Here is a 25,451-nt window from a genome sequence, read left to right as displayed (position 1 = left end):
AGGAGTTGGCGCAGTGGCCACTGGAACTCTCGCAAGCATCGGCGATGCCACCAGGAAATCTCTAGCTGACGTGGCCTATGAACGGCTGCGCGACCGGCTGCTGATGCTTGACATCAAGCCGGGGGACATCCTTAACGACGAACAGCTCGCCAAAGAACTGGAAGTCGGACGGACTCCTGTCAGGGAAGCTTTGAAGCGGCTGGAACTGGACCGCTTGGTGATTACCTACCCGCGGCGCGGAACGTTCGCCACCCGCGTGGAAGTGACCGACCTCGCCTTCATCTCCGAAATCCGGGCGCAACTCGAACCCCTTGCGGCGGCTCGTGCGGCACGGGTTGCCTCCGAGGCGACCAAAGCGCACCTGCGGGACGTGATGCAGGCGGTCGAGAATTTTGACGTCAAGGCGGCATCGGTGGTTGAGACGCTGCGCCTCGACGCCAGCGTTCACCAGGGCATCTATGCAGCGGCCGCGAATCCCCACCTGGAAGACGTGCTGATCCGCTACGACAACCTGGCCACGCGCATCTGGTGCATGGTCCTTGACCGCTTGCCGGATCTCGAGCATCACGTCCGCGAACACCTGGATCTCCTGCGGGCAGTCATCGATGGCAAGGAAGAAGAGGCCGCCGAGCTCGCCCGTGTCCATGTCAATGGGTTCGAGCGTGCCGTGCGGCAGGCCCTGTTCGCGGCCTGAGCCCACGGCGCCCCGGCTGAGTGGTTGACTCGGTGGCGGGTCGGTTGCATACTGGTCTTCTCACTAATATATCACCCGGATATCAGACGGTCCTGGCCCTTGCCGGCGTCGTGTCCGGGCTCGTGTGACGCCATCACAGCCCAGCCTCCCGGAGTATCACGTGACTACACGACACCCTCTTTTCGAACACATCCCGCTCACGGGCAGCAGCCGCGTTAAGCGGGGCATGGCGGAGATGCTCAAGGGCGGCGTCATCATGGACGTCGTTAACGTCGAGCAGGCCCGCATCGCCGAGGACGCCGGTGCTGTCGCCGTCATGGCGCTTGAGCGCGTACCGGCTGATATCCGCGCCCAGGGTGGCGTGTCCCGGATGTCCGATCCCGACATGATCGATCAGATCATTGCGGCGGTGTCGATCCCGGTGATGGCCAAGGCCCGTATCGGCCACTTCGTCGAAGCCCAGGTCCTGCAGTCCCTTGGTGTTGACTACATCGACGAGTCCGAGGTCCTGACCCCGGCCGACTACGTCAACCACATCGACAAGTGGAACTTCACCGTTCCCTTCGTCTGTGGTGCCACCAACCTGGGTGAGGCTCTTCGCCGCATCAACGAGGGCGCGGCGATGATCCGGTCCAAGGGCGAAGCCGGTACCGGTGATGTGTCGAATGCGACCGGGCACATGCGCAAGATCCGCGCCGAGATCGCCAAGCTGTCAGCTCTTCCGGAGGATGAGTTGTATGTTGCGGCCAAGGAGCTCCAGGCCCCGTACGAGCTGGTCAAGGAAGTCGCTGCCATGGGCAAGCTTCCGGTGGTGCTGTTCACCGCCGGCGGTATCGCGACCCCGGCTGATGCTGCGATGATGATGCAGCTCGGCGCTGATGGCGTGTTCGTTGGTTCGGGTATCTTCAAGTCCGGCAACCCCGCAGAGCGCGCTGCCGCCGTCGTCAAGGCCACTGCCTACTATGACGATCCTGATGTAATCGCGAAAGTCTCCCGCGGCCTGGGCGAGGCCATGGTCGGGATCAACGTCGACGACGTCCCCCAGCCCCACCGCCTCGCGGAACGCGGCTGGTGATGGTGATGGCACAGACGAAGCCGGCCAGGACGGTCGAAGGGCGCGCCTTGCGCAAGGACTGGGCCCAACTGCCAGGCCACATGGTGGAAGTGTGGCTGAAGGGCGACCGCATAATGACCGGGGTTGTGGAACAGGCGGCCGCCGATGACTCCGTCCTCTGGATCGCAGCGAATGGAGCGGACCGGCGGAAGCTTTTCGATCAGTCCACCGGCTATGAGGTGTGGGCGTAACGGGCCCACGAAACTGACCGGTTCACGCCTCGTCCTCGGGCCTGGTGGTGAGGATCCGCTGGGCCCTCTTCTGCAGGATCTCCAGCGACTCCTTGATCAGGGGCGAAGAAATACTGCCCCTGCGAACGGCTGCCACGATGCGCCGTGCCGGTTTTCCCTTGCCGGTGATACGTAGCCGCACCACGTTTTCGGCACTGTGCAGCGGTGCCAGCCGGGGCAGCAAGCCCACGCCCAGCCCCGCGCCCACGAACGCGATCTGCGTTTCCCATTCAACCGCCTCATGCGCGATGCGTGGTGTTACCCCGACCGCGGTGAACGCCGCCGTGAACAGTGAATGGTAGGTGGACCCGGCGGCCTCCGTGATCCAGGGTTCGGACGCAAGCTCCTCCAACGTCACCGTTTCCCGTGCAGCAAGGGGATGGTCTGCGGGGATGATCACGTCCAGCGGGTCGTCGAGCAGGACGGTCTGCTCGAAGCGGGGATCATCCTCGCCATAGGTGTCGGACTGCATGGCGACGATGACGGCAAGGTCGATGCGCTCTGCAACCAGCAGGTCGAAGCAGCGTGAAGGGTTGGCCTCGAGTACCTGCACCTCCAGAAGAGGGCGTGTTGAGCGCAGCGTGGCGGCCAGCGGCGCAAGCAACTGGGCCGCCGCCGTCGAGAATCCGCCAAGGCCAAAGTGCGACTGCACCTGGTCGCCGGCCTCCATGGCCGCCGCGCGAAGGCTTTCCCATTCGGCGATGAGCTTGTCCGAACCCGCCACCAGGAAGCGCCCCGTGGCAGTCAGCCGCACGCCCCGACCGTCTTTTGTCAGCAGCTGCATTCCCAGTACGCGCTGGAGTTCGCGCAGCTGCGCAGAGACGGCGGAGGGGGAGTATCCCGTGAGTTCGGCAGTTGCCCCCACGGTGCCGCATCGGGCGAAAACGCGAAGGGTTACCAGCCTCTGATCGATCATGCAACCATCATGCACCTATTGCGCAGGGTTATCTCCTAAATATTGCGCTTTTGTTGCAGTTCAATCGTCCCTAATCTCTTACTACGAAGACTTCGCCAACGCCGCCTGCGACGATGCAAAAGCGGACCCCCCATGAATCGCATACTTACCCAGCCTCCCGGGAGGAAACCCATGACTGCTCAAGTGAACGCGCCCCTCAATTCACGCGGAAAACTCGCCGCAACACTGCCTGCAGAGCAGCTGGCCGAGATCAGCGCGCTGTTCGAGTTCCGGCGCACCGGATACTCCCTCGATGCCCCGTTCTACACCGACCCGACGATCTTCAAGATCGACATGGAAGCCATCTTCGGCCAGCACTGGATTTTTGCCGGAAGCGTCGCCGAACTGCCCGAGCCGGGCGACTACATCACGGTGGACTACGGCCCGTACTCGCTGATCGTCCTGCGTAACGACGACGGCGGCGTCAACGTCCTGCACAACGTGTGCCGCCACCGCGGTGCCCGGGTCCTCACAGAGTCCGCCGGTTCCACTGGCAACCTCGTGTGCGGCTACCACTCCTGGACCTACTCGCCCGAAGGCAACCTGATCCACGCCTCGGCACCGGGTGAGGCCAAGTTCGACAAGAACTGCTTCGCCCTCAAGCGTGCCCACAGCCGCGAGGTTGCCGGGCTCATCTTTGTCTGCATCGCCGACGAGCCGCCCACCGACTTCGACGAGACCTCCAAGATCTTCGAGCCCTACCTGGCGCCCCACGATCTGTCCAAGACGAAGATTGCCTACCAGCAGAACATCATCGAAGAGGGCAACTGGAAGCTCGTCATGGAGAACAACCGTGAGTGCTACCACTGCGACGGCCACCCGGAATTGGCATGCTCCCTGTTCCCCACCTGGGGCCTGACCGAGGGCCTGATTCCGGCCCACCTTGAAGAGGTATGGGACCGTAACAAGGAAGCACAGTCCTCCCTCGAGGAGCGTTGCCGCCGCTACGGGCTGCCCTACGAGGTAGTCGAGGAACTCGATACCCGTATCGCCGGTATCCGCATCTCGCGCGAATCCCTGGACGGTGAGGGCGAATCCTTCTCGGCCGACGGGCGCAGGCTTTCCAAGAAGCTGCTTGGCGATCTGCCGGACTTCCGCCTCGGACGCTGTTCGATGCACCTGCAGCCCAACAGCTGGTTCCACTTCCTGGGCGACCACGTGATCACTTTCGGTGTCTTCCCGATCAATGAGCACCAGTCCCTGGTCCGCACCACCTGGCTGGTAGCCGACGACGCCGTGGAAGGTGTCGACTACGACCTCGAGAAGCTCACCTACACCTGGAAGCAGACGAACCTGCAGGACAAGGCGTTTGTGGAGCTGTGCCAGACGGGTGCAGGCAGCCCCGCCTACGAACCCGGCCCGTACATGAAGAGCGAGTACCAGGTGGAGGCCTTCATCAACTGGTACGTCCAGCGCGTGCAGGAGCACTTGGCATGATTGAACTCCTCACCGAAACGGCCATCCAGGAGCCACAGCGCATCCGGGGTCTTGAGATGCCGTGGAACCGGGTGATGGGCAGCACCGAGGCACCCGCCCGCGCTGCCCGCGCCCTGGGTCCCTGGCATCCGCAGGAGTTCATGGCCGAATGCGTGGAGACCGTTCCGGAAGCCGGCGGCCTCATGACGTTCGTCTTCCGGAGGTGCGACGGCGCCCCCCTCGCCTTCCGTGCCGGGCAGTACGTCAACGTCGCCTTCCCGGTGAACGGCGAGGACCAGGAACCGGTGGACCGCAGCTACTCACTGTCCAGCTCACCCACCGAGCCATGGACTTTCAGCATCAGCGTCAAGCGCGATGCCGGCGGCTTCGTCTCGCCCTGGGTCCACGAGAACGTCAAGCCCGGGACCGTCCTGGAAATGCTCGGACCAGTGGGTGCCTTCCACCTGCCTGATGCGGACCGGCGTGCACGGTACCTGTTGCTTGCCGCCGGGGCAGGCATCACACCGATCATGTCGATGGTGCGCACCATCCATTCACTGCCCGGACACGCCGACGTCGTGGTGCTGTACCACGGGGCCGAAGCTGGCGGTTTTGCGTTCCACCGCGAGCTTGCCTACATCGCCTCCGTGGATTCGCGGATCCGGGTCTTCTACTCCCTCGGCGACCGCAGCAAGCCCGAGGGCTGGGAAGGCCTCAGCGGAAGGTTGACGACGGCCATGCTTGAAGAAGTGGCCCCCGACGCCAACGGCAGGCAGGTCTATGCCTGTGGCCCCGAGGGTTACCTGAACACGGCCACCGAGCTCCTGAAGAAGGTGGGCGTCGACGATACCTCCATTTACATGGAGTTCTTCTCCGGAGACCGCCAGACGCTCCTCGAATACCAGGCGGAAGTGGCGCTCGCGGCAGATATTGCCGAGGAAATCGCGGAAGAAATCGCCGATTCCGCCGAGGACTACTACGAAAGCCAGCCCGCTGCGTTCGGGCTCTACGAGCCAGGCTATGACGCCGACGGAACGTTGGAAGCCACGGGACTGCCGCTGGAAGCCTCCGAACCGGACGCGTCAGGTTCCCAAGCGTCCGACGGCACCAGCCCGGCGCCCGAGGCCGCCACTCCGGATGCCTCCAGCTTCGTCACCGTTGGAACAGGAAGCCTCACTTTGTCCTTCCTGCGCACCGGCGTCAACGTTCGCATCGACCCTGAGGAGCACATCCTCGAGGTGGCGCAGCGTGCCGGCGTCAGGATTGGCGCCAACTGCAAAGAGGGCATGTGTGGCTCCTGCAAGGTGGTCAAGCTGTCCGGCGAGGTTGACATGAACCACCAAGGCGGAATCCGGGCGCGTGAAATCGACGCCGGAAAGTTCCTGCCCTGCTGCTCCACGGCGCGCACCGATATGGTGATCGACGCCTAGCTGCTACCGGAGTCCCGCACTGTGGGCCAGCGCAATGGCCTCAGTGCGGGACCGGACATCCAGCTTCCGGAACAGGTTCCGGAGATGGAATTTCACCGTGTTTTCACTGATGTTCAACTCTGCGGCGATGGCGCGGTTTCGTTGCCCGGCGGCCAGGAACTGAAGAACTTCCAGCTCCCTTGCGGCCAGGCCCCACGCCGCAACGTCCCCCGCAGGCGCCGATGGCGGATCCAGTGGCAGCGACACCGAGATGTCTGCGCCCCATCCGTGCATCACGTCAACACTCATCTTGCCGTTCAGGGCCTGCACCCTCTGGCGGAGCCGTTCCACATTGGAGCCATCGGCTGACAGTTCGCCGCGTCCATCATCCCGGACGTTGATCAGCAGGTTCTCCCCGTCGCAGTCCCATTGGGCCCGGACGCGGTGGACGTCCGGCTGCTCAGCGATGGCCAGGACCAGGCCGCGGACTACGGCCCGGGCGGCATGGGCCACTTCTCCAGGCAGTGCACGTCCGTTTGCGGGTGGTTCGATGAACTGGATGTCGATATTGCTGAAGTGCATCAGGGGCCGCAGGTCTTCACGAAGCCTTTCGAAGGCCGTGCTGACGGGTTCCTCCACAAGATCGCTGGTGCGGTCATTCAAGGTCCTAAGGCCGATCAAGGCCTTGACGGTCAGGTCCGTGACGAATGTCCGGGCCGCGTGGTCGTCCATGGTGGTGGACCGCAGGGCGGCCAGTACCGTTTCGAGCGTGGTGGAGTGCTGGTCCACCAGCTCTGCCGTGACGCGGATTCGTTCCGCTGACGCGGCCCGGGATTCCAAAAGATACGACGGCGGCGCGTCGCTGACCTTCTCTTGGATACGAGCAGCTGTGAGTTCCCAAAGGTAAGAGGCGACGCGCAGCGCTTCGTTGTCCTCGGGTAGCAGTGGGTCAGGGAGTACCGGGTCCGTGAGGACCAGCAGGGCGTTGCTGGCCGGGTATGAGAAAGCCAGGATATCCCGCTCCTGGCCGGCGATCACTGCACTGGACCGCCAGGGACCTTTCCCCTCCATTGCCGCCCGGACCCCGTCCAGCTCCGGGATGGAGACGCGGCTGACAATGCCCTCGTCGCCGGCTTTCTTTTGGGGTCGGCCGGTGCAGTCTTCCGTAAAGATCACCAACGCACTGGACGTGACGAACGGCGAAAGGGCTGTCCTGAGGCCGTCGGCTATGCGCGCCAAGGGTGCCTGGGTGATGTCTGCGATAGCAGCCAGAAGCTGCCAGGGGATGTCGGAGTGCTGGGACATGCTCCAAGCCTAAAGCAGGGGTACGAGCCCTGCCTACCCGAAAGGGTGGCGAAGACTGTTCTTTATTGGCGTTCTTCCCACCTGAACCAGTCGGAAGAATTGTTGTATCGCCCAAACGGCTCCGCCGACTACCCATGAAGGAGTGGAATGTGAATATCATCGCGGAATCAGCGACGACCACCAGTGACGGCGTCGCCGCCAACGCCTCTTTGATCCTCGGCGAGCTCGCCGGCGTCGCCTCCGGCATGGATTACGGACAAGTTGCGGGCCTCGCAGAAAGGATTGGCGCGGCCCACCGCGTCTTCCTGGCCGGGGCCGGCCGGAGCGGCCTGGTGCTCCGCATGGCGGCGATGCGCCTGATGCATCTGGGCCTGACGGTCCACGTGGCCGGCGACACCACCACCCCGGCCATCACTGCCGGGGACCTGCTGGTGGTGGCATCCGGTTCGGGCACGACGTCAGGGGTGGTCAAAGCAGCTCAGACAGCGCTCGCAGCCGGAGCCCAGGTTGCCGCGATCACCACCAACCCTTCCTCCGCTGTGGCCGGTTTCGCCGACACCCTGGTGGTCATTCCGGCCGCGCAAAAGACAGATCACGGTTCCACTGTTTCGAAGCAATACTCCGGCAGCCTCTTTGAACAATCCCTGTTCCTGGTGACCGAGTCGGTCTTCCAGGCCCTCTGGGAAGCCACGGACGAACCCGCCGAAAAGCTCTGGTTGCGTCACGCGAACCTCGAATAAAAGCCCTTTCCTTCCAAGCCCAAAGCTATCCACAACAAGAAAGAAGAACACCATGAAACTGCAGGTTGCACTTGATCTCCTCACCATCGAAGACGCCCTGGAACTTGCCGGCAAGGTAGCCGAGCACGTGGACATCATCGAGCTGGGTACGCCGTTGATCAAGGCTGAGGGCCTCTCCGCCGTTACGGCCATCAAGGAGGCCCACCCCACCAAGATTGTGTTCGCCGACATGAAGACCATGGATGCCGGGGAACTCGAAGCTGACATTGCCTTCAAGGCAGGCGCAGATTTGGTATCAGTCCTCGGAACCGCGGATGACTCCACCATTGCCGGTGCCGTCAAGGCTGCGCAGTCCCACAACAAGGGCATCGTGGTGGACCTGATCGGAGTGGCAGACAAGGTCTCCCGCGCCAAGGAAGCCAGGTCCCTGGGGGCAAAGTTCATCGAGTTCCACGCCGGCCTGGACGAGCAAGCCCAGCCGGGCTACGACCTGCGTGGACTCCTCAACGCCGGCGAAGAAGCCCGCGTGCCGTTCTCCGTGGCCGGCGGCGTCAACGCCTCCACCATTTCTGCGGTACAGCTGGCCGGCGCCGATGTAGCTGTGGCCGGCAGCGCCATCTACAGCGCCGCGGATCCGGAACTGGCCGCAAAGGAACTCAAAGCCGCTATCCAGTAAGTAGCCGCCATCCACTCACCTGGTCAGGTGCTTTCCGGCGTACGGTGATGGGCCTGCTCAACAAGCTCGGACAGCCAGGGCCGTTGTCCGTGATGGACCGTCAGTCCTTCGGGTATGCCCTGGACCGTCGCTTCATTGCCGGAGGCGTCAATCGTGATCCGGGCACTCCCCATGGGGGCGTTGCGGATGTGCAGGTCCCCAAACGACGTCGGCAGCACGGGGTCCAGCCAGATGCCGCCCAAGGAGATATGGGTGTCGTAGCGCATGAGGCTCATGACCAGGTGGATCGGGGTGGTGGCGGCCCACGCCTGCGGGGAGCAGGCAGTGGGGTAGGGGACCGGTTCCCGGAACTGTGCTCGGTCAAATCCGCAGAATAGCTCCGGGAGCCGGTAGCCGGAAATCTCCGCCGCTTCGAGCATCGCCGTGGCAATCCGTTGGGCTTCCTCCACGAAGCCGTACCGCAGCAGCCCCGAAACAATCAGGGCATTGTCGTGCGGCCACACCGAGCCGTTGTGGTAGCTGGCAGGGTTGTAGGCGCCCATGTCTTTGGCAAGTGTCCTGACGCCCCACCCGCTGAACATTTCAGGGGACATCAGCCGCTCCACCACCGCAGGGGCTTTGTCCTCGTCAATCAAGCCAAACCACAGGCAGTGGCCCATGTTGGAAGCGCACGCGTCCACAGGCCGTTTGTGGCGGTCCAGCGCCACAGCGTAGTAGCCCTTGTCCGGCATCCAGAACTGCTCGTTGAACCGCCGCTTCAGGTTCTCCGCGCGTTCCCGCAGGCTTTCAGCCAAGGCGAGGTCGCCGTCGTCGTATGCCATCCAGGCGCGCGCCACATAGGCGCCGTGCACGTAGGCCTGGACCTCGCAAAGAGCCAGAGGTGGCTCGGCGAGGGTGCCGTCCGCGAAATTGATGCCGTCCCAGGAGTCTTTCCAGCCTTGGTTGATGAGCCCGTGTTCGTTGGGACGCCCGTATTCAACGAAGCCGTCGCCGTCACGGTCACCGTAGTTTTGAATCCATTCCAGGGCGCGGTCTGCGTGGGGGAGGAGCCCCGAGATGGCGTCCTTGGCGAAGCCCCAGCGGCTGACGGAACCCAGGACCACCACAAACAGGGGAGTGGCATCCACGCTGCCGTAGTAGGCGGATTTTCCGCCCAAAGCCAGACCTCCCGAGACTCCCAGCCGGACTTCGTGGAGGATCTTGCCGGGCTCCTCCTCGGTGGCCGGGTCCACCACCGTGCCCTGCCGGTCGGCCAGCGTGCGCAAGGTACCCAGCGCCAGGGAGGGGTCCACGGGCAGGGCCATTTCGGATGCCCAAAGGGAATCCCTGCCGAACAAGGTCATGAACCACGGGGCGCCGGCGGCCACAACTACCCTCTCCGGATGGTCCGGGTCCTGGATCCGGAGTGCGCCGAGGTCCTCGTAACTGCGGCGGAGGGTGTTCTCGATCGACCGGTCGCCCAGCTGCACGACGGGGATCCGGGAAACCCAGTCCTGCCGGCGTTGATCGCTGGGCGAGAGCCCGCCCTGGTCCTGGTGGGTGAAGGCAGCCCCGGCGCCGGTGCTCGGCTGCTTCGGAACCACGCTGGCCCTGGTACTCCAGCTCCCGTAGGCGGGAATTTTCGCCGTGAAACCCAATGCTTTGGCGCCCGCCCCGGCACCATCGGCCCGGATCACCACGCTTTTGCGGATGTCCTCCCATTTTCCCCGGATTTCCAGGGAATCGCCGTCAGGCAGGTGGGTTTCAATCCATTGGCGCGTGATCCGTGCTTCCTTGACTTCGAACAGGTCCGCGAAATCCGATGCCGCGGAGAGCTGGATCCGGCATTGCGTCGCTTGGTTGGAGTAATTCCGCACGGTGATTTCTTCGCGGATTCCGTTTCCTACTTCCCGCAGCCTCTCGACCAGCAGGGGGCTGTCCGCGTGCCCATCCGGGCGCGGTACCCGTCCCACGAACAAGGCGCGGTAGGGTTCCCTGGTTTCTGCTGCCAACGGCTCGATGACTTGTCCGTTAACAGTCAGCTCCCATGTGGAGAGGATCCGGGTGTCCAGATGGAAGACGCCGTGGGGCAACTCGGGATGGATGTCCCCGTTGGCGGATGAGATGCAAAAAGACGAACCTTCCACCAGGGTCACGGTTCCCGCGCCAAGGGGTCCGGCTGCCGTGTCAGCGTTCCATCCAGCCACGTGAGGCTCCTTTTTGGGTCCGTTTGAGCTGCAACGGCCGCCGCCTGTCCGGCCGCTGGTGGGATGTAGTCGACGCTACGCCGCTGCCCACGCGGGCGCCAGAGTCCGGCCCCTGTTGGAAGCGGGCTTTATTTGTTCTTTCCATGGCGGAATTGCGGGCCTGTCATCGAGAGTTAACCTCAATTCCAGGTACGGAAACCCGGAAGGGGGCTATAGTGAGGGAACAGGACATTCGCTGATGCAGCCCGGCGGCCCGTATTTCTTCCGACGCCGGAGGCCCCGTAATGACCGACACCCAGATAGGCAGCTTTATTCGCGATTGTGTGGTGTTTGAGGACGACACTGAGAACGGCTTGGATTCTGACACTTTCTATGGCCTGTACATCAGCTGGTGCGTACTCGGACGCAAGATCCCCATCCCCGACTCTGCCTTCAAAACCGCCCTTGAGCGTGAGGGCTTGAAAACCGCCAAGGTCAATGGACAGCGAATCTACGCTGGCTTGAGCATGGTGGGACCGGCCGCGAGGGACTACGTGGTCAACAGCGTTCCGCTCTGGAACGATTCCCCGGCCAGCGCCACCACATTGGCTGAAACCGTTGAGGAAGCCGTTCCGTCCATCGCATAACGGCGCAGCTTGAGACAGCCCATGCCCCTAGGATTCATTAGGGGGCATGGGCTGTTCCCATTTCCCGGGTGTCGTCTGGAAGGAAATACGTGAAGCCGTCCATTGTGTGGTTCCGGGACGACCTGAGGGTTGCCGACAACCCGGCCTTGCGGGCCGCCGTCGATGATGGCGCCGTGGTGGCCCTGTACGTCCTGGACGAAGAGTCCGAGGGCATCCGCCCCCATGGCGGCGCCTCGCGCTGGTGGCTGCACCACTCCCTGGCCGCACTCCGCGAAGACCTCGATGCCCTGGGCATCCCCCTGCTTTTGCGGCGCGGTGACGCGGCGTCTGTCGTCGCGAAAACCACGACGACGCTCGGTGCGGGCGCGCTGTATTGGAACCGGCGGTACGGGACGGCAGAGCGGACGGTCGACGCCGGCATCAAGGCCTGGGCGGGCGAAGCCGGCTTGCACGTTGCAAGTTTCCAGGCTTCATTGCTGCACGAGCCGTGGGAAGTCACCACCAAGACCGGCGGGCAGTACAAGGTGTTCACGCCGTTCTGGCGTATGGTGTCCGCGCAGGATTTCCGTGAGCCGCTGGCCGTTCCGGAGGAAGGCCACGGGTTCACTGGCAAGCTTCCGGCCTATGACAGCCTGGACTCCTGGAACCTGCTGCCCAGCAAGCCGGACTGGTCCGGCGGGCTGGCGGAGAGCTGGACGCCGGGATCAGCCGCGGGCCACAAAGCGCTCTCCACCTTTGTAGCGGGTGGTCTTTCCCATTACAGCGAGGGCAGGAACCGGCCCGACACAGAGGGCAGCAGCCGGCTCTCCCCGTATCTGCGGTGGGGAGAGTTGAGCCCGTTCGAGGTGTGGCATGCCTTGGGTTCCAAGCGGTCCGAGAGTTCCAGCATTTTTGCCTCGGAACTGGGATGGCGGGAGTTTTGCTGGCACCAGTATTTCCACAATCCGCACCTGGCCACCGCGAATCTTCGCCCGGAATTCGACCGATTTCCGTGGGCATGGCCCGGCAGTAACGGCGACAATGGCCAGCACCCGGGCCATGAGTCCGCGCCCGAAGAACTGCGGGCCTGGCAGATGGGCCGCACGGGTTTCCCCATGGTGGACGCCGGGCAGCGCCAACTGTGGCACTCGGGCTGGATGCACAACCGTGTTCGCATGGTTGCGGCCAGTTTCCTGGTGAAGAACCTTGGCATTCATTGGCAACTCGGTGAGCAGTGGTTCTGGGACACCCTGGTGGACGCGGATCCGGCGTCGAACCCTGCGAACTGGCAGTGGGTTGCCGGGTCGGGAGCCGATGCTTCGCCGTTCTTCAGGATCTTCAACCCGGAGGCACAGCGGGTGAAGTTTGATCCCCAAGGGAAGTACATCGCGCATTGGATTCCCGAGTTCGGAACACCGGAGTACCCGGAGGAGATCGTGGATCTCAAGACCACCCGGGCAGAGGCTTTGGAGGCCTATAAAGGGATGAAAGAGGTTCACTGAGTAGGCTGGCCGGATGTCGACTGAGCTTGTTCTGAAGATCATCATCATGGCCGCAGTTGCCGTGCTCATCGCAGCGGTTACGTGGTGGGCCCGCAGGCACCCCAACAGGTCCAAGGAATACCCGGAGCAGGTTCGCATGCCCAGGATTGTGGCGTTTCTCGGCTGGCTCCTGCTGGTTTTTGGGCTCCTCATGAGCCTGGTCTCGTTCGGCTATGACCGTTCCCCCTTGGGTGCCCGGATTACCGCCGTCGCCGTTTTCCTGGGCGGAGTGGCTTTCGTCCTCATGTACCGCAACTGGTACGTCGCTGCCCGCCAACATGAGGTGGCTTTTCGTACAGTGTTCGGCAAGGAACACATAGTTCCATACAGCGACATCGCGGAGTACGCCGTGCGGGTTCTGAAGGGGCAGCCAATCCTGACTGTCAAGTCCGTCGACGGCGCGAAACTGAGCCTGAACATCCGCACCTACGACGTCTCCCCGCTGCTGGTGGCCATCGATTTCCACAAGGTGACCGGTCAGTGGCCCGCCCGCACTGATGCGTCAGGCGGGGGCGCCGGGTTGGAAAAACACCCCTCTGGAAATTAGTAGGAAGTCCGAGTATATTCGGTTCTGAGATGACCTGGATCACAGTTGGTCACGTGTTCCGCGCCGGTCCCAGCAGCCGGCGGCACGCCAGTCATTCACGATGCAAAGGAGCATTCCACCATGGTGCGCGAGCTTTCCCACTACATTGACGGCCAGAGGGTCGATGGCACATCCGGCCGCTTCAGCGATGTCTTCGATCCCTGCACTGGCGAAGTCCAGGCCCGGCTCCCGCTGGCCAGCGCAGACGAGGTACGCAACGCCGTCGCAAATGCCGAGAAGGGGCAGCTCGAATGGGCGGCCATGAACCCGCAGCGTCGGGGACGGATCCTGCTCAAGTTCGTGGACCTGGTAAACGAGAACATGGACGAGCTCGCCAAGCTTCTGTCCTCGGAGCACGGCAAGACGTTCGCGGACGCCAAGGGCGACATCCAACGCGGCATCGAGGTAGTCGAATTTTCCGCAGGGGCGCCGCACCTGCTCAAGGGTGAATTCTCTGACAACGCGGGGCAAGGGATCGACGTCCACTCGCTCCGCCAGCCCCTGGGCGTGGTGGCAGGCATTACGCCTTTCAACTTCCCGGCCATGATCCCGCTGTGGAAGTCCGGGCCCGCGCTCGCAGCCGGAAACGCCTTTATCCTCAAGCCCTCCGAACGTGACCCCTCCGTACCGCTGCGCCTTGCCGAGCTTTACAGCGAAGCGGGGGTGCCCAACGGCGTCTTCAACGTCATCAACGGTGACAAGGAAGCCGTGGACGCGCTGCTGGAGGATCCCCGGGTGAAGGCCATCGGCTTCGTTGGTTCCACGCCGATTGCGCAGTACATCTATGCCACCGCAGCAGCGCACGGCAAGCGCGCACAGTGCTTCGGCGGTGCGAAGAACCACATGGTGATCATGCCCGACGCCGACCTCGACATGGCTGCCGACGCCCTGATTGGTGCCGGGTACGGTTCGGCCGGCGAACGCTGCATGGCCATCTCGGTGGCCGTACCCGTTGGCCAGGAGACCGCCGACGCGCTGGTGGCCAAGCTGACTGAGCGGGTCAAGGATCTGAAGGTGGGCCACAGCCTGGACAAGGATTCGGATTTCGGACCCGTGGTGGCAGCCTCCGCCAAGGAACGGATCGAAGGCTACATCCAGTCCGGCGTGGATGAGGGCGCAACCCTGGTCACCGACGGCCGCGGCCTCACTGTAGACGGCTACGATGGCGGCTTCTGGGTAGGCCCGACGCTCTTCGACAACGTCACCAAGGACATGAAGATCTACAAGGAAGAGATCTTCGGTCCTGTCCTCAGCGTGCTGCGCGCCGCTGACTATGACGAAGCGCTCAGGCTCTGCAGCGAGCACGAGTTCGGCAACGGCGTCGCGATTTTCACCCGCGACGGCGACTCCGCCCGCGACTTCGCCAGCCGCGTTGAGGTGGGCATGGTGGGGATCAACGTTCCGATTCCCGTCCCGATCGCGTATTACACCTTCGGTGGTTGGAAGGCATCGGGCTTCGGCGACCTGAACCAGCACGGCGCCGACGCCTTCCGCTTCTACACCAAGACCAAGACCGTCACCTCAAGGTGGCCCTCCGGCATCCGCCAGGGCGCCAGCTTCGTGATGCCGGCAGGCAGCTGATGGGAGCCGTCGACAAGGAAGACCAGCAAGCAGAAGAAGTCCTTTTCGAACGGCGCGGGCACCTCGGCATCGTGACGCTCAACCGGCCCAAGGCCGTCAACGCGTTGAACCACGGAATGGTCCAAGCCATGCTGGAACAACTGCTCGCCTGGGCCGATGACGATTCCGTCGCCACGGTGTTGGTGCGCGGTGCAGGGGAACGGGGACTCTGCGCCGGCGGGGACATTGTGGCCATTTACAAGGACATGCTGCACGGTGGAACCGAAACGGCCGAGTTCTGGGCCGATGAGTACCGGCTGAACGCCTTGATCTCGCGCTACCCCAAGCCCTACGTCGCGTTCATGGATGGGCTCGTTTTGGGTGGCGGCGTGGGCGTCTCGGCGCACGGATCCGTTCGCGTGGTCACCGAACGGACGCGCACCGGGATGCCGGAAACCACTATCGGATTCGTGCCCGACGTCGGCGGCACCCTGTTGCTGTCCCGCTCGCCGGGGGAGACGGGAACGCACGCGGCGCTGACCGGCGCGCACCTAAGCGGTGCAGATGCCTTGTTCCTGGGGCTCGCGGACCACTTCGTGCCGTCCGAAAGCCTCCCCGCGCTGGCGGAAGCGCTGGAAAACTCGACGGCGGAAGACGCCGTCGTGCGCTTTGCCCAAGTCGCGCCTGACTCGGCGCTGGCGGCTCAGCGTGAGTGGATCGACGAAGCCTATGGGCACGACGATGCTGAGGAGATCGTGCGGAGCCTGCGGTCTTTGGGCGGCGAGGCCACAGGCGCAGCGGACACCATCGAGGCGAAATCGCCCACCTCCGTCAAAGTGGCCTTGGAGTCCCTGCGGCGCGTACGGGGCCTGTCCCTCGAGGAAGCGCTCGACCAGGAATACCGTGTGGGGCTGCGGTGCCTGTCCGGGCCTGATTTCCGTGAAGGCATCCGTGCGCAGGTGGTGGACAAGGACCGCAACCCGCAATGGAAGCCAGCAACGCTCGCCGAAGTCCACGAGTCCGACGTCGAGGGCTACTTTGCGCCGCTCGGGGAACGGGAGCTGGGCCTCGCCGCCAGTTCAGTCGAATCAAGCCCAGTCCAGTCGAGTTGAAGGAGACGGAAATGACAGAGAACGCAGCCACGTCGGATGTCCAAGCCCAGGCAACGGGGCTCATCGCTTTCCTCGGCCTGGGCCACATGGGTGGGCCGATGGCGGCCAACCTCATCAAGGCGGGCCACCAGGTGATTGGCTACGACCCCGTCCCCGCAGCGGTTGAGGCCGCAAAGGCGCACGGGATTCCCATGGCATCCTCGGCCCACGAAGCTGCTGCCGAGGCCGCCGTGGTGTTGACCATGCTGCCCAGCGGCAAGCACGTATTGGACGCCTACCAGGGTGTGGATGGTCCGGGGCTGCTGTCGGTTGCCAAGCCGGACACCTTGTTCCTGGACTGTTCCACCATCAACGTTGACGAGGCCCGCCAAGCAGCCGTGATTGCCCTGGAAGCCGGCCACCGCTCCGTGGACGCACCGGTTTCCGGTGGCGTGGTGGGGGCCGAGGCCGGCACCCTGACCTTCATGGTGGGTGCCTTGCCGGAGGATTTCGATACCGTGAAGCCGATTTTGGAGCTGATGGGAAAGAGGATTGTCCACTGCGGTGACCACGGTGCGGGGCAGGCCGCCAAGGTGTGCAACAACATGATCCTGGGCGTGTCCATGATTGCTGTCGCCGAAGCTTTTGTGCTCGGAGAGAAGCTGGGCCTCACGCATCAGGCGCTGTTCGACGTCGCATCCAACGCCTCAGGCCAGTGCTGGGCGCTCACCACCAACTGTCCCGTTCCCGGACCGGTTCCCACCAGCCCCGCCAACCGTGACTACCAGCCCGGTTTCGCCGGCGCGTTGATGGCCAAGGACCTGCGGCTGGCTGTGAATGCGTTGGAGAGCACGGGTGTTGCTGCGGAAATGGGTCCTTTGGCTTCGCGGATCTACGACGCATTCGCTGCCGGCGAGGGTGCGGGCAGGGACTTCTCCGGCATCATCACCGAGATCCGGGATAAATCCGTGTGAGAGTTTGAGCTGTGTCCATGAGGGTTTTTGACGAGAGGGAGAGCATGACGGAGCAGTACCAGAACATTGTGGTGGAACGGCGGGGCAGGGTTGGCTTGGTGACCCTGGACCGGCCGTCGGCGCTGAACGCGCTGAACACCGCCCTCATGAACGAACTCGTTTCCGCCGTGCAGGACATGGATACCGATCCTGGCATCGGCGCCGTGGTGATCACTGGCTCAGCCAAGGCCTTCGCCGCCGGTGCCGACATCAAGGAGATGTCCTCCAAGAGCTACATGGAGATGTATGCCGCGGACTGGTTCAGGCACTGGGAAGACCTCACCCGGCTGCGGATCCCGGTGATCGCTGCGGTGTCAGGGTTTGCCCTGGGCGGTGGCTGCGAGCTTGCCATGATGGCAGACTTCATCATCGCCGGGGACAACGCAAAGTTCGGTCAGCCTGAAATTAACCTCGGCGTTATCCCTGGCATGGGTGGTTCCCAGCGGCTGACGCGTGCCGTGGGCAAGGCCAAAGCCATGGACATGGTGTTGACCGGGCGCTACATGGATGCTGAAGAGGCTGAGCGTTCCGGCCTGGTCTCCCGGGTAGTGCCCGCTGCAGAGGTCATTGAGGAGGCCGTCAAAGCCGCCGAAGTCATTGCCTCCAAGTCCAAGCCCGTTGCGATGGTCGCCAAGGAAGCCGTCAACGCCGCCTTTGAAACGGGCCTGGCGCAGGGCGTTCTGTTTGAGCGCAGGGTGTTTCACTCGCTCTTCGCCACTGAGGACCAGAAGGAGGGCATGGCCGCGTTCACGGAGAAGCGGCAGCCGGAGTTCAAGCACCGGTAGCGGAGGACACCAGCGCGGCGTCGAAGAAGGCACGCTCCAGCCGAACTGCCTCCCCGAAGGTTGCGGCAACGCGATCACGTTCCGCGCCGTCTGCAGGCTCGACGGCGTCAAACTCGTCACGTAGCCACGTCACCCAGGCGTTGTACCCGGGGTTGTTGTGGAGGCGGATCCACTCGGCATGCTTGGCGTGTGCTGGCCATGCACTTGGTTCGCCGGCGCGGGCGGCCCAGTCCCCGTAGAGCCACTCGGCAACGAGCAGTACCGCCAGGACTTCCGGGTAGCTACGGCTGGCGAGGGCTCCGCGCATCAGGTTGTCGAAATCCCGGGTTGCGGGCGCAAGCTCCGGTGATGTCCGGTCTGCTTCGGGAACATCGAGTTCGTTGAAGCAATCCTGGAAGTACGTATTCTCATCCGAAGCGAAAGCCCCGAGAACGCCGGCAAACACCAACCGCGAGGACAGCGAAGGCGCTGATGCCACCGCCTGCCCCAAAAGGGCTGTGAACGCATCGCAGAACTGGTAATCCTGCACGAGGTAGTGGCGCAGGTGGTCGTCGGACAGAGACCCGTCCAAGAGTTGCCCTACAAAGGGATGATTGACGGCGGCGTCCCAATCCCCGGTGTATTGGTTCCTGAGTTCATCGGCAAAGCCCACTGTGATTCCTCCTGAGGTGTCAGCTTCGGAGCCTAGCAGCGTACCCGGCCATGACGAACGCGGCAGCCTTTGGACCGCCGACGTTATATTGTCGGTGCCTCCTGCCAGAGTTAGGTCATGGAGCGAATCGCGGAAAGGCCAACAGGCGCAGCTGTGGGGATTGGCGCAGTTGTGGCGCTTGGCTGCGCTCCCGCTGCCATGGATTCCGTTCACTCCGTCGGCGGTTCAGCCAGCACTGTCAGTGGTGACCTGATCGAACAGTTGCGGGTCCTGGAGGAGATGAAGTCGGCGATTTCCGCTTTGCAGGCCCGCGTTGCTGTGGCTTTTGATCTTGCGCAGCGGGCCGAGCAAGCCGACGCCGGCATCCCTGCCGCGGAGCGTGGCAAGGGCGTCGGCGCCCAGGTTGCCTTGGCGCGGCGTGAATCGCCCAACCGTGGATCGCGTCTGCTTGGTTTGGCGAAGGCACTGGTAACGGAGATGCCGCGCACTTTGGCCGCGTTGAAGTCGGGGCAGCTGAACGAATGGCGTGCCACGCTGCTCGTAAAGGAAACAGCCTGCCTCAGCGTGGAGGACCGGGCCGCGGTGGATGAGGAACTCGCACCCGATACCGGAACCTTCGAAGGTAAAGGGGACAAAGCCGTCATCGCTGCGGCCAAGGCCGCCGCGTACCGTCGTGATCCGCGGTCGGTCGTGGGGCGGGCCAGTCGTGCTGCCTCTGAGCGGACCGTGAGCCTGCGTCCGGCGCCGGACACCATGACCTACCTGACCGCCCTGCTGCCGGTTGCCCAAGGAGTGGCTGTCTACGCTGCACTGAGCCGGGCGGCTGATTCCGCACGTTCCACCGGGGCAGCAGAGCCTGGTGGAGTTGTCCCAACCCGCGGGCAGCTCCTGGCCGACACGCTCGTTGAACGCGTCACCGGAACCCCGGGCGGGTTCACGGGGATCAACCTGGACCTCGTCATGACGGACCGTTCCCTCTTCCAGGGCGACAGCGAACCAGCACGGCTTCAGGGTTACGGAATCGTCCCTGCAGAATGGGCAAGGACGGTTGTTAGTAGGGAGCAAGCTCGTGGTGGGGAGCAAGCTCCTGGTGGGGAGCACGCAGAGCTGCGGGTATGGCTTCGACGCCTATACACGGCGCCGGACACGGGAGAACTCCTTGCCACCGATTCAAAGGCGAGGCTCTTTTCGGGGCGGCTTCGGCGTTTTATCGAAACGCGGGACGACACCTGCCGGACCCCGTATTGCGATGCGCCCATCCGGCATATCGACCACGTGGTCCCTTGGCGTTCCGGAGGGCAAACGAACCTCGCAAACGGTGCCGGCCTGTGCGAAGCCTGCAACCACACCAAAGAAAACCCCGGCTGGACCAGCAAAACTGTGCCCGGTGACGTTCACACCCTGGAAATCAGCACGCCCGCCGGGCATACATACCGATCAAAAGCCCCGCCACTGCCCGGACAGGCTACTCCTCCGTGAAATCCCCGGCATCCCTGCGGAAGGTGCCCAGCACGCGGATGAGGTGATCGACGTCGTCGTCCCCGAAGCCCGACTTGCCGAAAACCTCGGCGTTGAGCGCCGCCGTCGCCTTTTTGGCCAGGGTGCGGCCCTCTGGCGTGAGTTCAATCAACGTGGTGCGGCCGTCGGTGGGGTGCGGTGAACGGGCCACCAGTGCGGCCTTTTCCAAGCGGTCGACGGCGTTGGTCACCGAGGTGGGATGCACCTGCAGGAGCGCGCTGGCTTTGTTCATGGGCAGCGCGCCGCTGCGGGCGAAACTCAGCAGCGCCAGGAGTTCGTAGCGCGCGAAGGTCAGCCCGAACGGTTTGAGGACCGTTTCGATCCGCGCAAGCAGGATCTGTTGCGTGCGCATGATCGCGGTGATGGCGGCCATGGGCGCCGCAACATCGCCCCAACCATGCCGTTCCCAGTTGCGCTGGGCGTCGGCGATGGGATCGCGGGGGAGTGGGGTGCCCATGGGCCTCCTTCGTTGCTCGGGTGGCTAGTCTTTCAGATTCGGGAACTCTTCTTCGGTGTATTCCACACCCAAACCTGAAGGCAGCGGACCGTCCCCGTGCCGGGCGACCTCCGTCCCGCGCAGTTCAACCCGCCTGATCTTGCCCGAAATCGTTTTAGGCAGCTCGCCGAATTCAAGTCTCCGGATCCGCTTGAAGGGCGCAAGATGCTCGCGGCAGTACCGGAGGATGTCCTCGGCAACCGCAGGGCCGGCCTCGTAACCGGCTGCCAGCACCACGAACGCTTTGGGAACCGACAGCTTCAGCGCATCCGGCGAAGGCACGACGGCGGCCTCCGCCACCGCAGGATGCTCGATCAGGACGCTTTCGAGCTCGAAAGGCGAGAGTCGGTAATCGGAGGATTTGAAGACGTCATCATCCCGGCCCACATAGGTGATCACGCCGTCGGAATCCCTGCTGGCCATGTCGCCCGTGTGATAGTAGCCACCGCGGAAGGCATCGGCAGTCTTCGCTTCGTCGCCGAAGTAGCCCTTCATGAGGCCAACAGGGCGGGGGTCCAAGCGCAGGCAGAGTTCGCCGTCGTCGGCTTCCTGACCGGTGACGGGGTCCACCAGGACGACGTCGTACCCCGGCAACGGCCGGCCCATGGAACCAATCTTCACGGGCTGGGCGGGCGTGTTGGCGATCTGGACCGTGGACTCAGTCTGCCCGAAGCCGTCGCGGATGGTGACTCCCCACGCATGCTCCACTTGGCCGATGACCTCAGCGTTGAGTGGCTCGCCTGCCGAGACCACTTTCTGTGGAGGGTTCTTCAGTTGCGTCAGGTCGGCCTGGATCAGCATCCGCCACACGGTTGGTGGCGCGCAGAAGCTGGTGACGCCTTCCCGGCCCATCTGGTTCATAAGGGCTGATGCATCAAAGCGCTCGTAGTTGTAGATGAAGACCGTGGCCTCCGCGATCCAGGGCGTGAAGACGTTGGACCACGCATGCTTGGCCCAGCCCGGGGAAGCCACGTTCAGGTGCACGTCGCCCGGTTCCAGGCCGATCCAGTACATGGTGGAGAGGTGCCCAACGGGGTAGGACGTGTGGGTGTGCTCCACGAGTTTCGCCCGCGATGTGGTGCCGGACGTGAAGTAGAGCAGGAGTGTCTCGTCCGCTTTGGTGGCGGCGTCGGGCGTAAAGTCCGTGCCGGCGTCGTAAGAATCCGCGTACTGTTTAGCGTCTGCGTTGGTGCGTTCCGCACCCACCTCAATGAGCTGGTAATTGCCCTCGACGGCGGCAAACTTGCCGATGTTGGCGCTCCCGACCGCCACCCAGGACGCGCCGCCACGCTCAACGCGGTCCTGGAGGTCCCGGGCTCCCATGAGGGTGGTGGTGGGTATCATGACGATGCCCAGCTTGATGCCGGCCAGCATGAGTTCCCACAGCTCCACCTGGTTTCCGAGCATGATGATCATGTGGTCGCCGCGTCGGACGCCCTCGCTGCGAAGCCAATTGGCAAGTTGGGCCGACCTGTCCGATAGCTCCTTGAACGTGCGCCGCGTGGAGCTGCCGTCCTGCTCCACGATGATGAGCGCGGGCTTGTTGCCGCGGTCCTCGTCGACCGCGATTTTGTCGAACCAGTCGAGGGCGAAGTTGAACTCCTCGAAACGGGGCCATTGGAACCCGGCATGTGCCTTTGCGTAGTCCTCGCGCAGTTCCAGCAGCCGATCGCGGGCCGCACGGAAGTCCTCTGTGACTGTCATAGTCCGCCTTTCGCCTTAGCTTTGCCCAGGGGCTGGTGTCCAGGCATCGTCGCCTGCCCTGCCGCCTAGTGATCCACATCACCTTGCAATATACTAGGACATCCAAGGGTTTGGAAGAGCCTCCCGGGACATGACGAAGGGGTCTAATGCTCGAGCAAAAAACTGCCGGTACCGTTACCAGCGGTCCAGCGTCGGAACGCGTCCTCCCTCCTTACCCGGAGGCGGACCTTATGCACGTGGTGGACCTGCTGCCAGACAGGGAACGCGAGCGGTATTTCCAGGTCAGGGAATTCCTGCAATCACGCATCCGGGCAGCCAGCATTGACTACTGGAACAGGGAGGAATTTCCTTTCGAACTGCTCGCGGAGATGTCAAAGTTGGGACTCGGTGGCCTGCAGGCAGACGGCTCGTCCCAGTTGTTCAAGGGACTGATGTACACCGAAGTGGCACGCGCCGACGTGTCCCTTTCAGCCTTGGTGGGCATCCACAACGAGCTCATCGTCGGCATGATCCACGAACTCGGCTCTCCGGAGCAGAAGCGAACGTGGCTGCCCGGGCTTGAGGCCTTCACCCAGCTTGGCGCGTTTGCCTTGACGGAGCCGGAGCATGGTTCGGATATCGCCGGAGGACTCTCGACGACGGCGCGGCGCGACGGCGGCGAATGGGTCATCAGCGGTGCCAAGCGCTGGATCGGCGCGGGTACGATTGCCGACTTTGCCTTGGTGTGGGCGCGCGATCTTTCCGACGGCCACATCAAGGGCTTCATCGTGGAGACCGATCGGCCCGGTTATTCCGCAACCAAGATCTCGAACAAGATCGGTTTGCGCATCATGCAGAATGCCGACATCGTGCTGGACGAGGTCCGGATCCCTGTGGAGAATCTGCTGCCGGGTGCCACGGAGTTTTCACGGGCGAATGACCTCTTGCGGGACTCGCGGGCCTGGGTTGGCTGGCAGGCGGCGGGCATCCAACTGGCTGCTTTCGACATTGCCAGGGCCTATGCGTTGGAGCGCCGGCAGTTCGGCAAGGAGCTTGCCCGGTTCCAGTTGGTGCAGCAGCAGTTGGCCGACATCCTGGGCAACGCCAATGCTTCCCTCTCAATGATGGTCGAACTCGCCCGGATCCAGCAGGCGGGAAAACTTGAGATGGTGCAGGCGGCCATGTGTAAAGCCACAACTACCCGCTTGGCTCGCTCATCCGTGGCCATGGGCCGGTCGCTCCTGGGCGGGAACGGAATCACCACGGATTATGAAATGGGCAAGCTGTTCGGTGACGCCGAGATTCTATACACGTATGAGGGCAGCTACGAGATCAACTCGATGATCGTGGCCCGTGCGGTGACGGGGAAGTCCGCGTTCGTTTAAGGACCAAAAGGCACCCCCTCGCCGGTGGAGTATTGGCGGAGGGGGTGCCTTTTGGTGTCGGTATCGGTCTCCGAGCCCTAAGAGTTGCCGGCCACTGCCATGGTGGTGTCTGAGGATGCCGGGTTTGCCGGCGCGGAGTCGGCCGGTGCCGCTGCCGGTGCAGCGTGTTCGGCAAGGACTCCTGTCCTGTGCCTGATGCGGAGGCGGTAGAGAAGGGCTCCGCCTATCACCACCGCAGCAACAAACATCACGCCGCCCCATTGCAGGTACCACTCGAACGGCGGCACAGAGTTGTAGATTTCCGGCCGCGGCCACACCAGGTTCAGCGTCATGGCGCCACCCCAGAGGACCGCCAGGATGTTCACGGGCAGTCCCCACTTGCCGAGGCTGAATCCGGGCTCTGATCCGTCATCCTTCAGGGGCCACTTCTTGAGGAACCGGCGCCGCAGCATCGGTACGGTGACCAGCAGGTAGGAGAGGTAGATCAGTACGATGCTGATGCTGGACAGGATGGTGAAGATGGCCGGTTGTGAGATGTTGACGATCAGTGGAATGACGGCCACTACACCGATCACGATTGCAGCCATGGTGGGAGTTTTGCGCGTCGGGTGGACTTTGCTGAGCTGGCGGCTGAAGGGAAGGTTGTTGTCCCGCGCCATGGCAAACATCATCCGGATGGCAGCTGCGTGGACGGCCAGCGTGCAGACCACCACGGCCACCACGATGCAGACCAGGAAGGCCTTGCCGAAGGGGCCGCCGAGCACCGAGAGCACGATGTACTGCAGCCCGCCGTCGGCCGCTCCGATCTTGGGATCGGACAGATCCGGGGCAGCCAGGATTCCGCCCAGGAGGAGGAGCCCACCCAGCAGGAAGGATGCCGTGACGGCGCGGAGGATCGCCTTGGGGGCGGTGCGCTTGGGGTCCTTGGTTTCCTCGCCGAGGGAACTGGCTGTGTCGAAGCCATACATGACGTAGCCGGACGCCATGGCGGCGATGAGGAACACTCCGAAGAATCCCAGGGGATGCCCTTCGCCGAAGCCGGCGGTATCCAGGAGCACTTCCGGCCCGCGCACTGCGTGCCAGATGAGGGCGACGATCAGCAGGACAGCCGCAACCAGTTCCACGAACACGCCCACGCTGTTGATCATGGTCATGAGTTTCACGCCGAACGCATTGATGAGGGTGGAGATGCCGATCATGATGCTTGCAAGGATGACGCCGTTGACCGCGAAGTCGTAAGGTCCTGTTCCGTCGCCTACCATCTGGAAGCCGCTCCAGATCTGCGGCAGGGTGATTTGAAGGGCCAGGGCAACGGAGCCCAGGGCCATGATGGAGGAGAGCAGCAGCAGCCACCCGGCCAGCCACGCCCACGTTCCGGTGGAGAGCCTCTTGGCCCAGTTGTAGACCGAACCGGCTACCGGGTAGCGTCCGGCCAATTCAGCGAAGCACAAGGCGACCATCAACTGGCCGACGAAGACAATGGGCCAGGACCAGGCGTACGCGGGTCCCGCCGTAGAGAAGCCGAAGTAAAACAGTTGAAAAACTCCGGTGAGGATGGAGATGTAACTGACGCCAGCGGCGAAGCTGGCAAACTTACCGATGCTGCGGTCAAGGGTTTGGGCGTAGCCAAACTCGCCCATGCCGCTTGCATCGTCCTTGCAGGGTCCTAATTTGCTGGGTTCTGACATTCGAACTCCCTAACTCAGACATGCATGAATGGTGATGACCTGCGGCCGCCATTGGACGCAGTCGAAATCAAAAAGGCCTGGCACTACTATGTGCCTTCGGTTCGTTCCCCCGTTGGTGTTGCG

23 protein-coding genes are annotated in these 25,451 nt (G+C 63.4%); 16 read left to right on the top strand and 7 right to left on the bottom strand.

What is annotated here, in order from left to right:
- Positions 1-13 precede the first annotated feature (13 nt).
- The 3 genes from AB0N72_RS14660 (at position 14) to AB0N72_RS14650 (ending at position 1,999) form a co-directional block, all read left to right on the top strand.
- Positions 14-694: a GntR family transcriptional regulator gene (locus AB0N72_RS14660; protein ID WP_363931096.1), complete on the top strand. Its 681-nt coding sequence runs from the start codon at positions 14-16 to the stop codon at positions 692-694.
- Between the two features lie 160 nt (positions 695-854).
- Entirely contained in the window at positions 855-1,769 is a 915-nt protein-coding gene (gene pdxS / locus AB0N72_RS14655) for a pyridoxal 5'-phosphate synthase lyase subunit PdxS (protein WP_363931095.1), read from the top strand.
- Between the two features lie 5 nt (positions 1,770-1,774).
- Entirely contained in the window at positions 1,775-1,999 is a 225-nt protein-coding gene (locus AB0N72_RS14650; protein ID WP_363931094.1) for a hypothetical protein, read from the top strand.
- Between the two features lie 22 nt (positions 2,000-2,021).
- Here AB0N72_RS14650 and AB0N72_RS14645 read toward each other — a convergent pair whose 3' ends face one another.
- Positions 2,022-2,954 (bottom strand): LysR family transcriptional regulator, encoded by a 933-nt coding sequence (locus tag AB0N72_RS14645; RefSeq protein ID WP_363931093.1) that lies wholly within the window; start codon positions 2,952-2,954, stop codon positions 2,022-2,024.
- A gap of 171 nt (positions 2,955-3,125) precedes the next feature.
- On the opposite strand from AB0N72_RS14645, the gene AB0N72_RS14640 reads away from it, so the two are divergent.
- Positions 3,126-4,430 carry an aromatic ring-hydroxylating dioxygenase subunit alpha gene (locus AB0N72_RS14640; RefSeq protein WP_363931092.1) on the top strand — a complete coding sequence of 435 codons (1,305 nt, stop codon included), beginning with the start codon at positions 3,126-3,128 and terminating at the stop codon, positions 4,428-4,430.
- Complete coding sequence (locus AB0N72_RS14635) at positions 4,427-5,839, top strand: ferredoxin reductase (protein ID WP_363931091.1); 1,413 nt, start codon at positions 4,427-4,429, stop codon at positions 5,837-5,839. Before AB0N72_RS14640 ends, AB0N72_RS14635 begins: the two co-directional genes overlap by 4 nt.
- A gap of 3 nt (positions 5,840-5,842) precedes the next feature.
- Here the strand turns inward: AB0N72_RS14635 and AB0N72_RS14630 are convergent, their stop codons facing one another.
- Positions 5,843-7,123 (bottom strand): LuxR C-terminal-related transcriptional regulator, encoded by a 1,281-nt coding sequence (locus AB0N72_RS14630; RefSeq protein WP_363931090.1) that lies wholly within the window; start codon positions 7,121-7,123, stop codon positions 5,843-5,845.
- A 149-nt stretch (positions 7,124-7,272) separates the two neighbouring features.
- On the opposite strand from AB0N72_RS14630, the gene hxlB reads away from it, so the two are divergent.
- On the top strand, positions 7,273-7,863 hold the full coding sequence (hxlB, locus tag AB0N72_RS14625) for a 6-phospho-3-hexuloisomerase (protein WP_363931089.1): 591 nt from the start codon (positions 7,273-7,275) through the stop codon (positions 7,861-7,863).
- A gap of 52 nt (positions 7,864-7,915) precedes the next feature.
- Complete coding sequence (gene hxlA, locus AB0N72_RS14620) at positions 7,916-8,539, top strand: 3-hexulose-6-phosphate synthase (RefSeq protein ID WP_363931088.1); 624 nt, start codon at positions 7,916-7,918, stop codon at positions 8,537-8,539.
- A gap of 23 nt (positions 8,540-8,562) precedes the next feature.
- Here hxlA and AB0N72_RS14615 read toward each other — a convergent pair whose 3' ends face one another.
- Positions 8,563-10,725 carry a glycogen debranching N-terminal domain-containing protein gene (locus AB0N72_RS14615; protein ID WP_363931087.1) on the bottom strand — a complete coding sequence of 721 codons (2,163 nt, stop codon included), beginning with the start codon at positions 10,723-10,725 and terminating at the stop codon, positions 8,563-8,565.
- A gap of 284 nt (positions 10,726-11,009) precedes the next feature.
- Here AB0N72_RS14615 and AB0N72_RS14610 point away from each other — a divergent pair, with 284 nt between their 5' ends.
- The 7 genes from AB0N72_RS14610 to AB0N72_RS14580 all read left to right on the top strand — a co-directional run bounded on the left by AB0N72_RS14610 (position 11,010) and on the right by AB0N72_RS14580 (position 17,906).
- The gene (locus AB0N72_RS14610; RefSeq protein ID WP_363931086.1) at positions 11,010-11,351 is read left to right on the top strand and encodes a hypothetical protein; all 342 of its coding nucleotides are present in this window, start codon (positions 11,010-11,012) and stop codon (positions 11,349-11,351) included.
- Positions 11,352-11,440: 89 nt separating this feature from the next.
- A complete protein-coding gene (locus AB0N72_RS14605) occupies positions 11,441-12,832 on the top strand; it encodes a deoxyribodipyrimidine photo-lyase (RefSeq protein WP_363931085.1) in 1,392 nt (463 codons plus the stop codon).
- 13 nt (positions 12,833-12,845) lie between these two features.
- Complete coding sequence (locus AB0N72_RS14600) at positions 12,846-13,418, top strand: hypothetical protein (protein WP_363931084.1); 573 nt, start codon at positions 12,846-12,848, stop codon at positions 13,416-13,418.
- A 120-nt stretch (positions 13,419-13,538) separates the two neighbouring features.
- Entirely contained in the window at positions 13,539-15,038 is a 1,500-nt protein-coding gene (locus tag AB0N72_RS14595) for a CoA-acylating methylmalonate-semialdehyde dehydrogenase (protein ID WP_363931082.1), read from the top strand.
- Positions 15,038-16,129, top strand: a complete 1,092-nt coding sequence (locus AB0N72_RS14590) for an enoyl-CoA hydratase/isomerase family protein (protein ID WP_363931081.1) — start codon at positions 15,038-15,040, stop codon at positions 16,127-16,129. Before AB0N72_RS14595 ends, AB0N72_RS14590 begins: the two co-directional genes overlap by 1 nt.
- A gap of 11 nt (positions 16,130-16,140) precedes the next feature.
- The gene (mmsB, locus tag AB0N72_RS14585; protein WP_363931080.1) at positions 16,141-17,082 is read left to right on the top strand and encodes a 3-hydroxyisobutyrate dehydrogenase; all 942 of its coding nucleotides are present in this window, start codon (positions 16,141-16,143) and stop codon (positions 17,080-17,082) included.
- A gap of 44 nt (positions 17,083-17,126) precedes the next feature.
- The gene (locus AB0N72_RS14580) at positions 17,127-17,906 is read left to right on the top strand and encodes an enoyl-CoA hydratase (protein WP_363931078.1); all 780 of its coding nucleotides are present in this window, start codon (positions 17,127-17,129) and stop codon (positions 17,904-17,906) included.
- Here the strand turns inward: AB0N72_RS14580 and AB0N72_RS14575 are convergent.
- Complete coding sequence (locus AB0N72_RS14575; protein ID WP_363931077.1) at positions 17,893-18,558, bottom strand: TenA family protein; 666 nt, start codon at positions 18,556-18,558, stop codon at positions 17,893-17,895. The genes AB0N72_RS14580 and AB0N72_RS14575 overlap by 14 nt on opposite strands.
- A 198-nt stretch (positions 18,559-18,756) precedes the next feature.
- Between AB0N72_RS14575 and AB0N72_RS14570 the strand changes: the two genes are divergently transcribed.
- Positions 18,757-20,037 (top strand): DUF222 domain-containing protein, encoded by a 1,281-nt coding sequence (locus AB0N72_RS14570; RefSeq protein ID WP_363931249.1) that lies wholly within the window; start codon positions 18,757-18,759, stop codon positions 20,035-20,037.
- Here AB0N72_RS14570 and AB0N72_RS14565 read toward each other — a convergent pair.
- Complete coding sequence (locus AB0N72_RS14565) at positions 20,024-20,533, bottom strand: MarR family transcriptional regulator (protein ID WP_363931076.1); 510 nt, start codon at positions 20,531-20,533, stop codon at positions 20,024-20,026. The two genes, AB0N72_RS14570 and AB0N72_RS14565, sit on opposite strands and share 14 nt — an antisense overlap.
- Positions 20,534-20,557: 24 nt before the next feature.
- A complete protein-coding gene (locus AB0N72_RS14560; RefSeq protein ID WP_363931075.1) occupies positions 20,558-22,276 on the bottom strand; it encodes an AMP-binding protein in 1,719 nt (572 codons plus the stop codon).
- A 146-nt stretch (positions 22,277-22,422) separates the two neighbouring features.
- Here AB0N72_RS14560 and AB0N72_RS14555 point away from each other — a divergent pair, with 146 nt between their 5' ends.
- Positions 22,423-23,640 carry an acyl-CoA dehydrogenase family protein gene (locus tag AB0N72_RS14555; protein ID WP_363931074.1) on the top strand — a complete coding sequence of 406 codons (1,218 nt, stop codon included), beginning with the start codon at positions 22,423-22,425 and terminating at the stop codon, positions 23,638-23,640.
- Between the two features lie 77 nt (positions 23,641-23,717).
- Here the strand turns inward: AB0N72_RS14555 and AB0N72_RS14550 are convergent, their stop codons facing one another.
- The gene (locus AB0N72_RS14550) at positions 23,718-25,328 is read right to left on the bottom strand and encodes an APC family permease (RefSeq protein ID WP_363931073.1); all 1,611 of its coding nucleotides are present in this window, start codon (positions 25,326-25,328) and stop codon (positions 23,718-23,720) included.
- Between the last annotated feature and the right edge of the window lie 123 nt (positions 25,329-25,451).

The sequence above is a fragment of the Paenarthrobacter sp. NPDC089307 genome, from assembly GCF_040685055.1.
In the GTDB taxonomy this organism is placed as follows: domain Bacteria; phylum Actinomycetota; class Actinomycetes; order Actinomycetales; family Micrococcaceae; genus Arthrobacter.
Note: the sequence above shows the minus strand (reverse complement) of the source record. Positions and strands in the feature narration are given on the sequence as shown.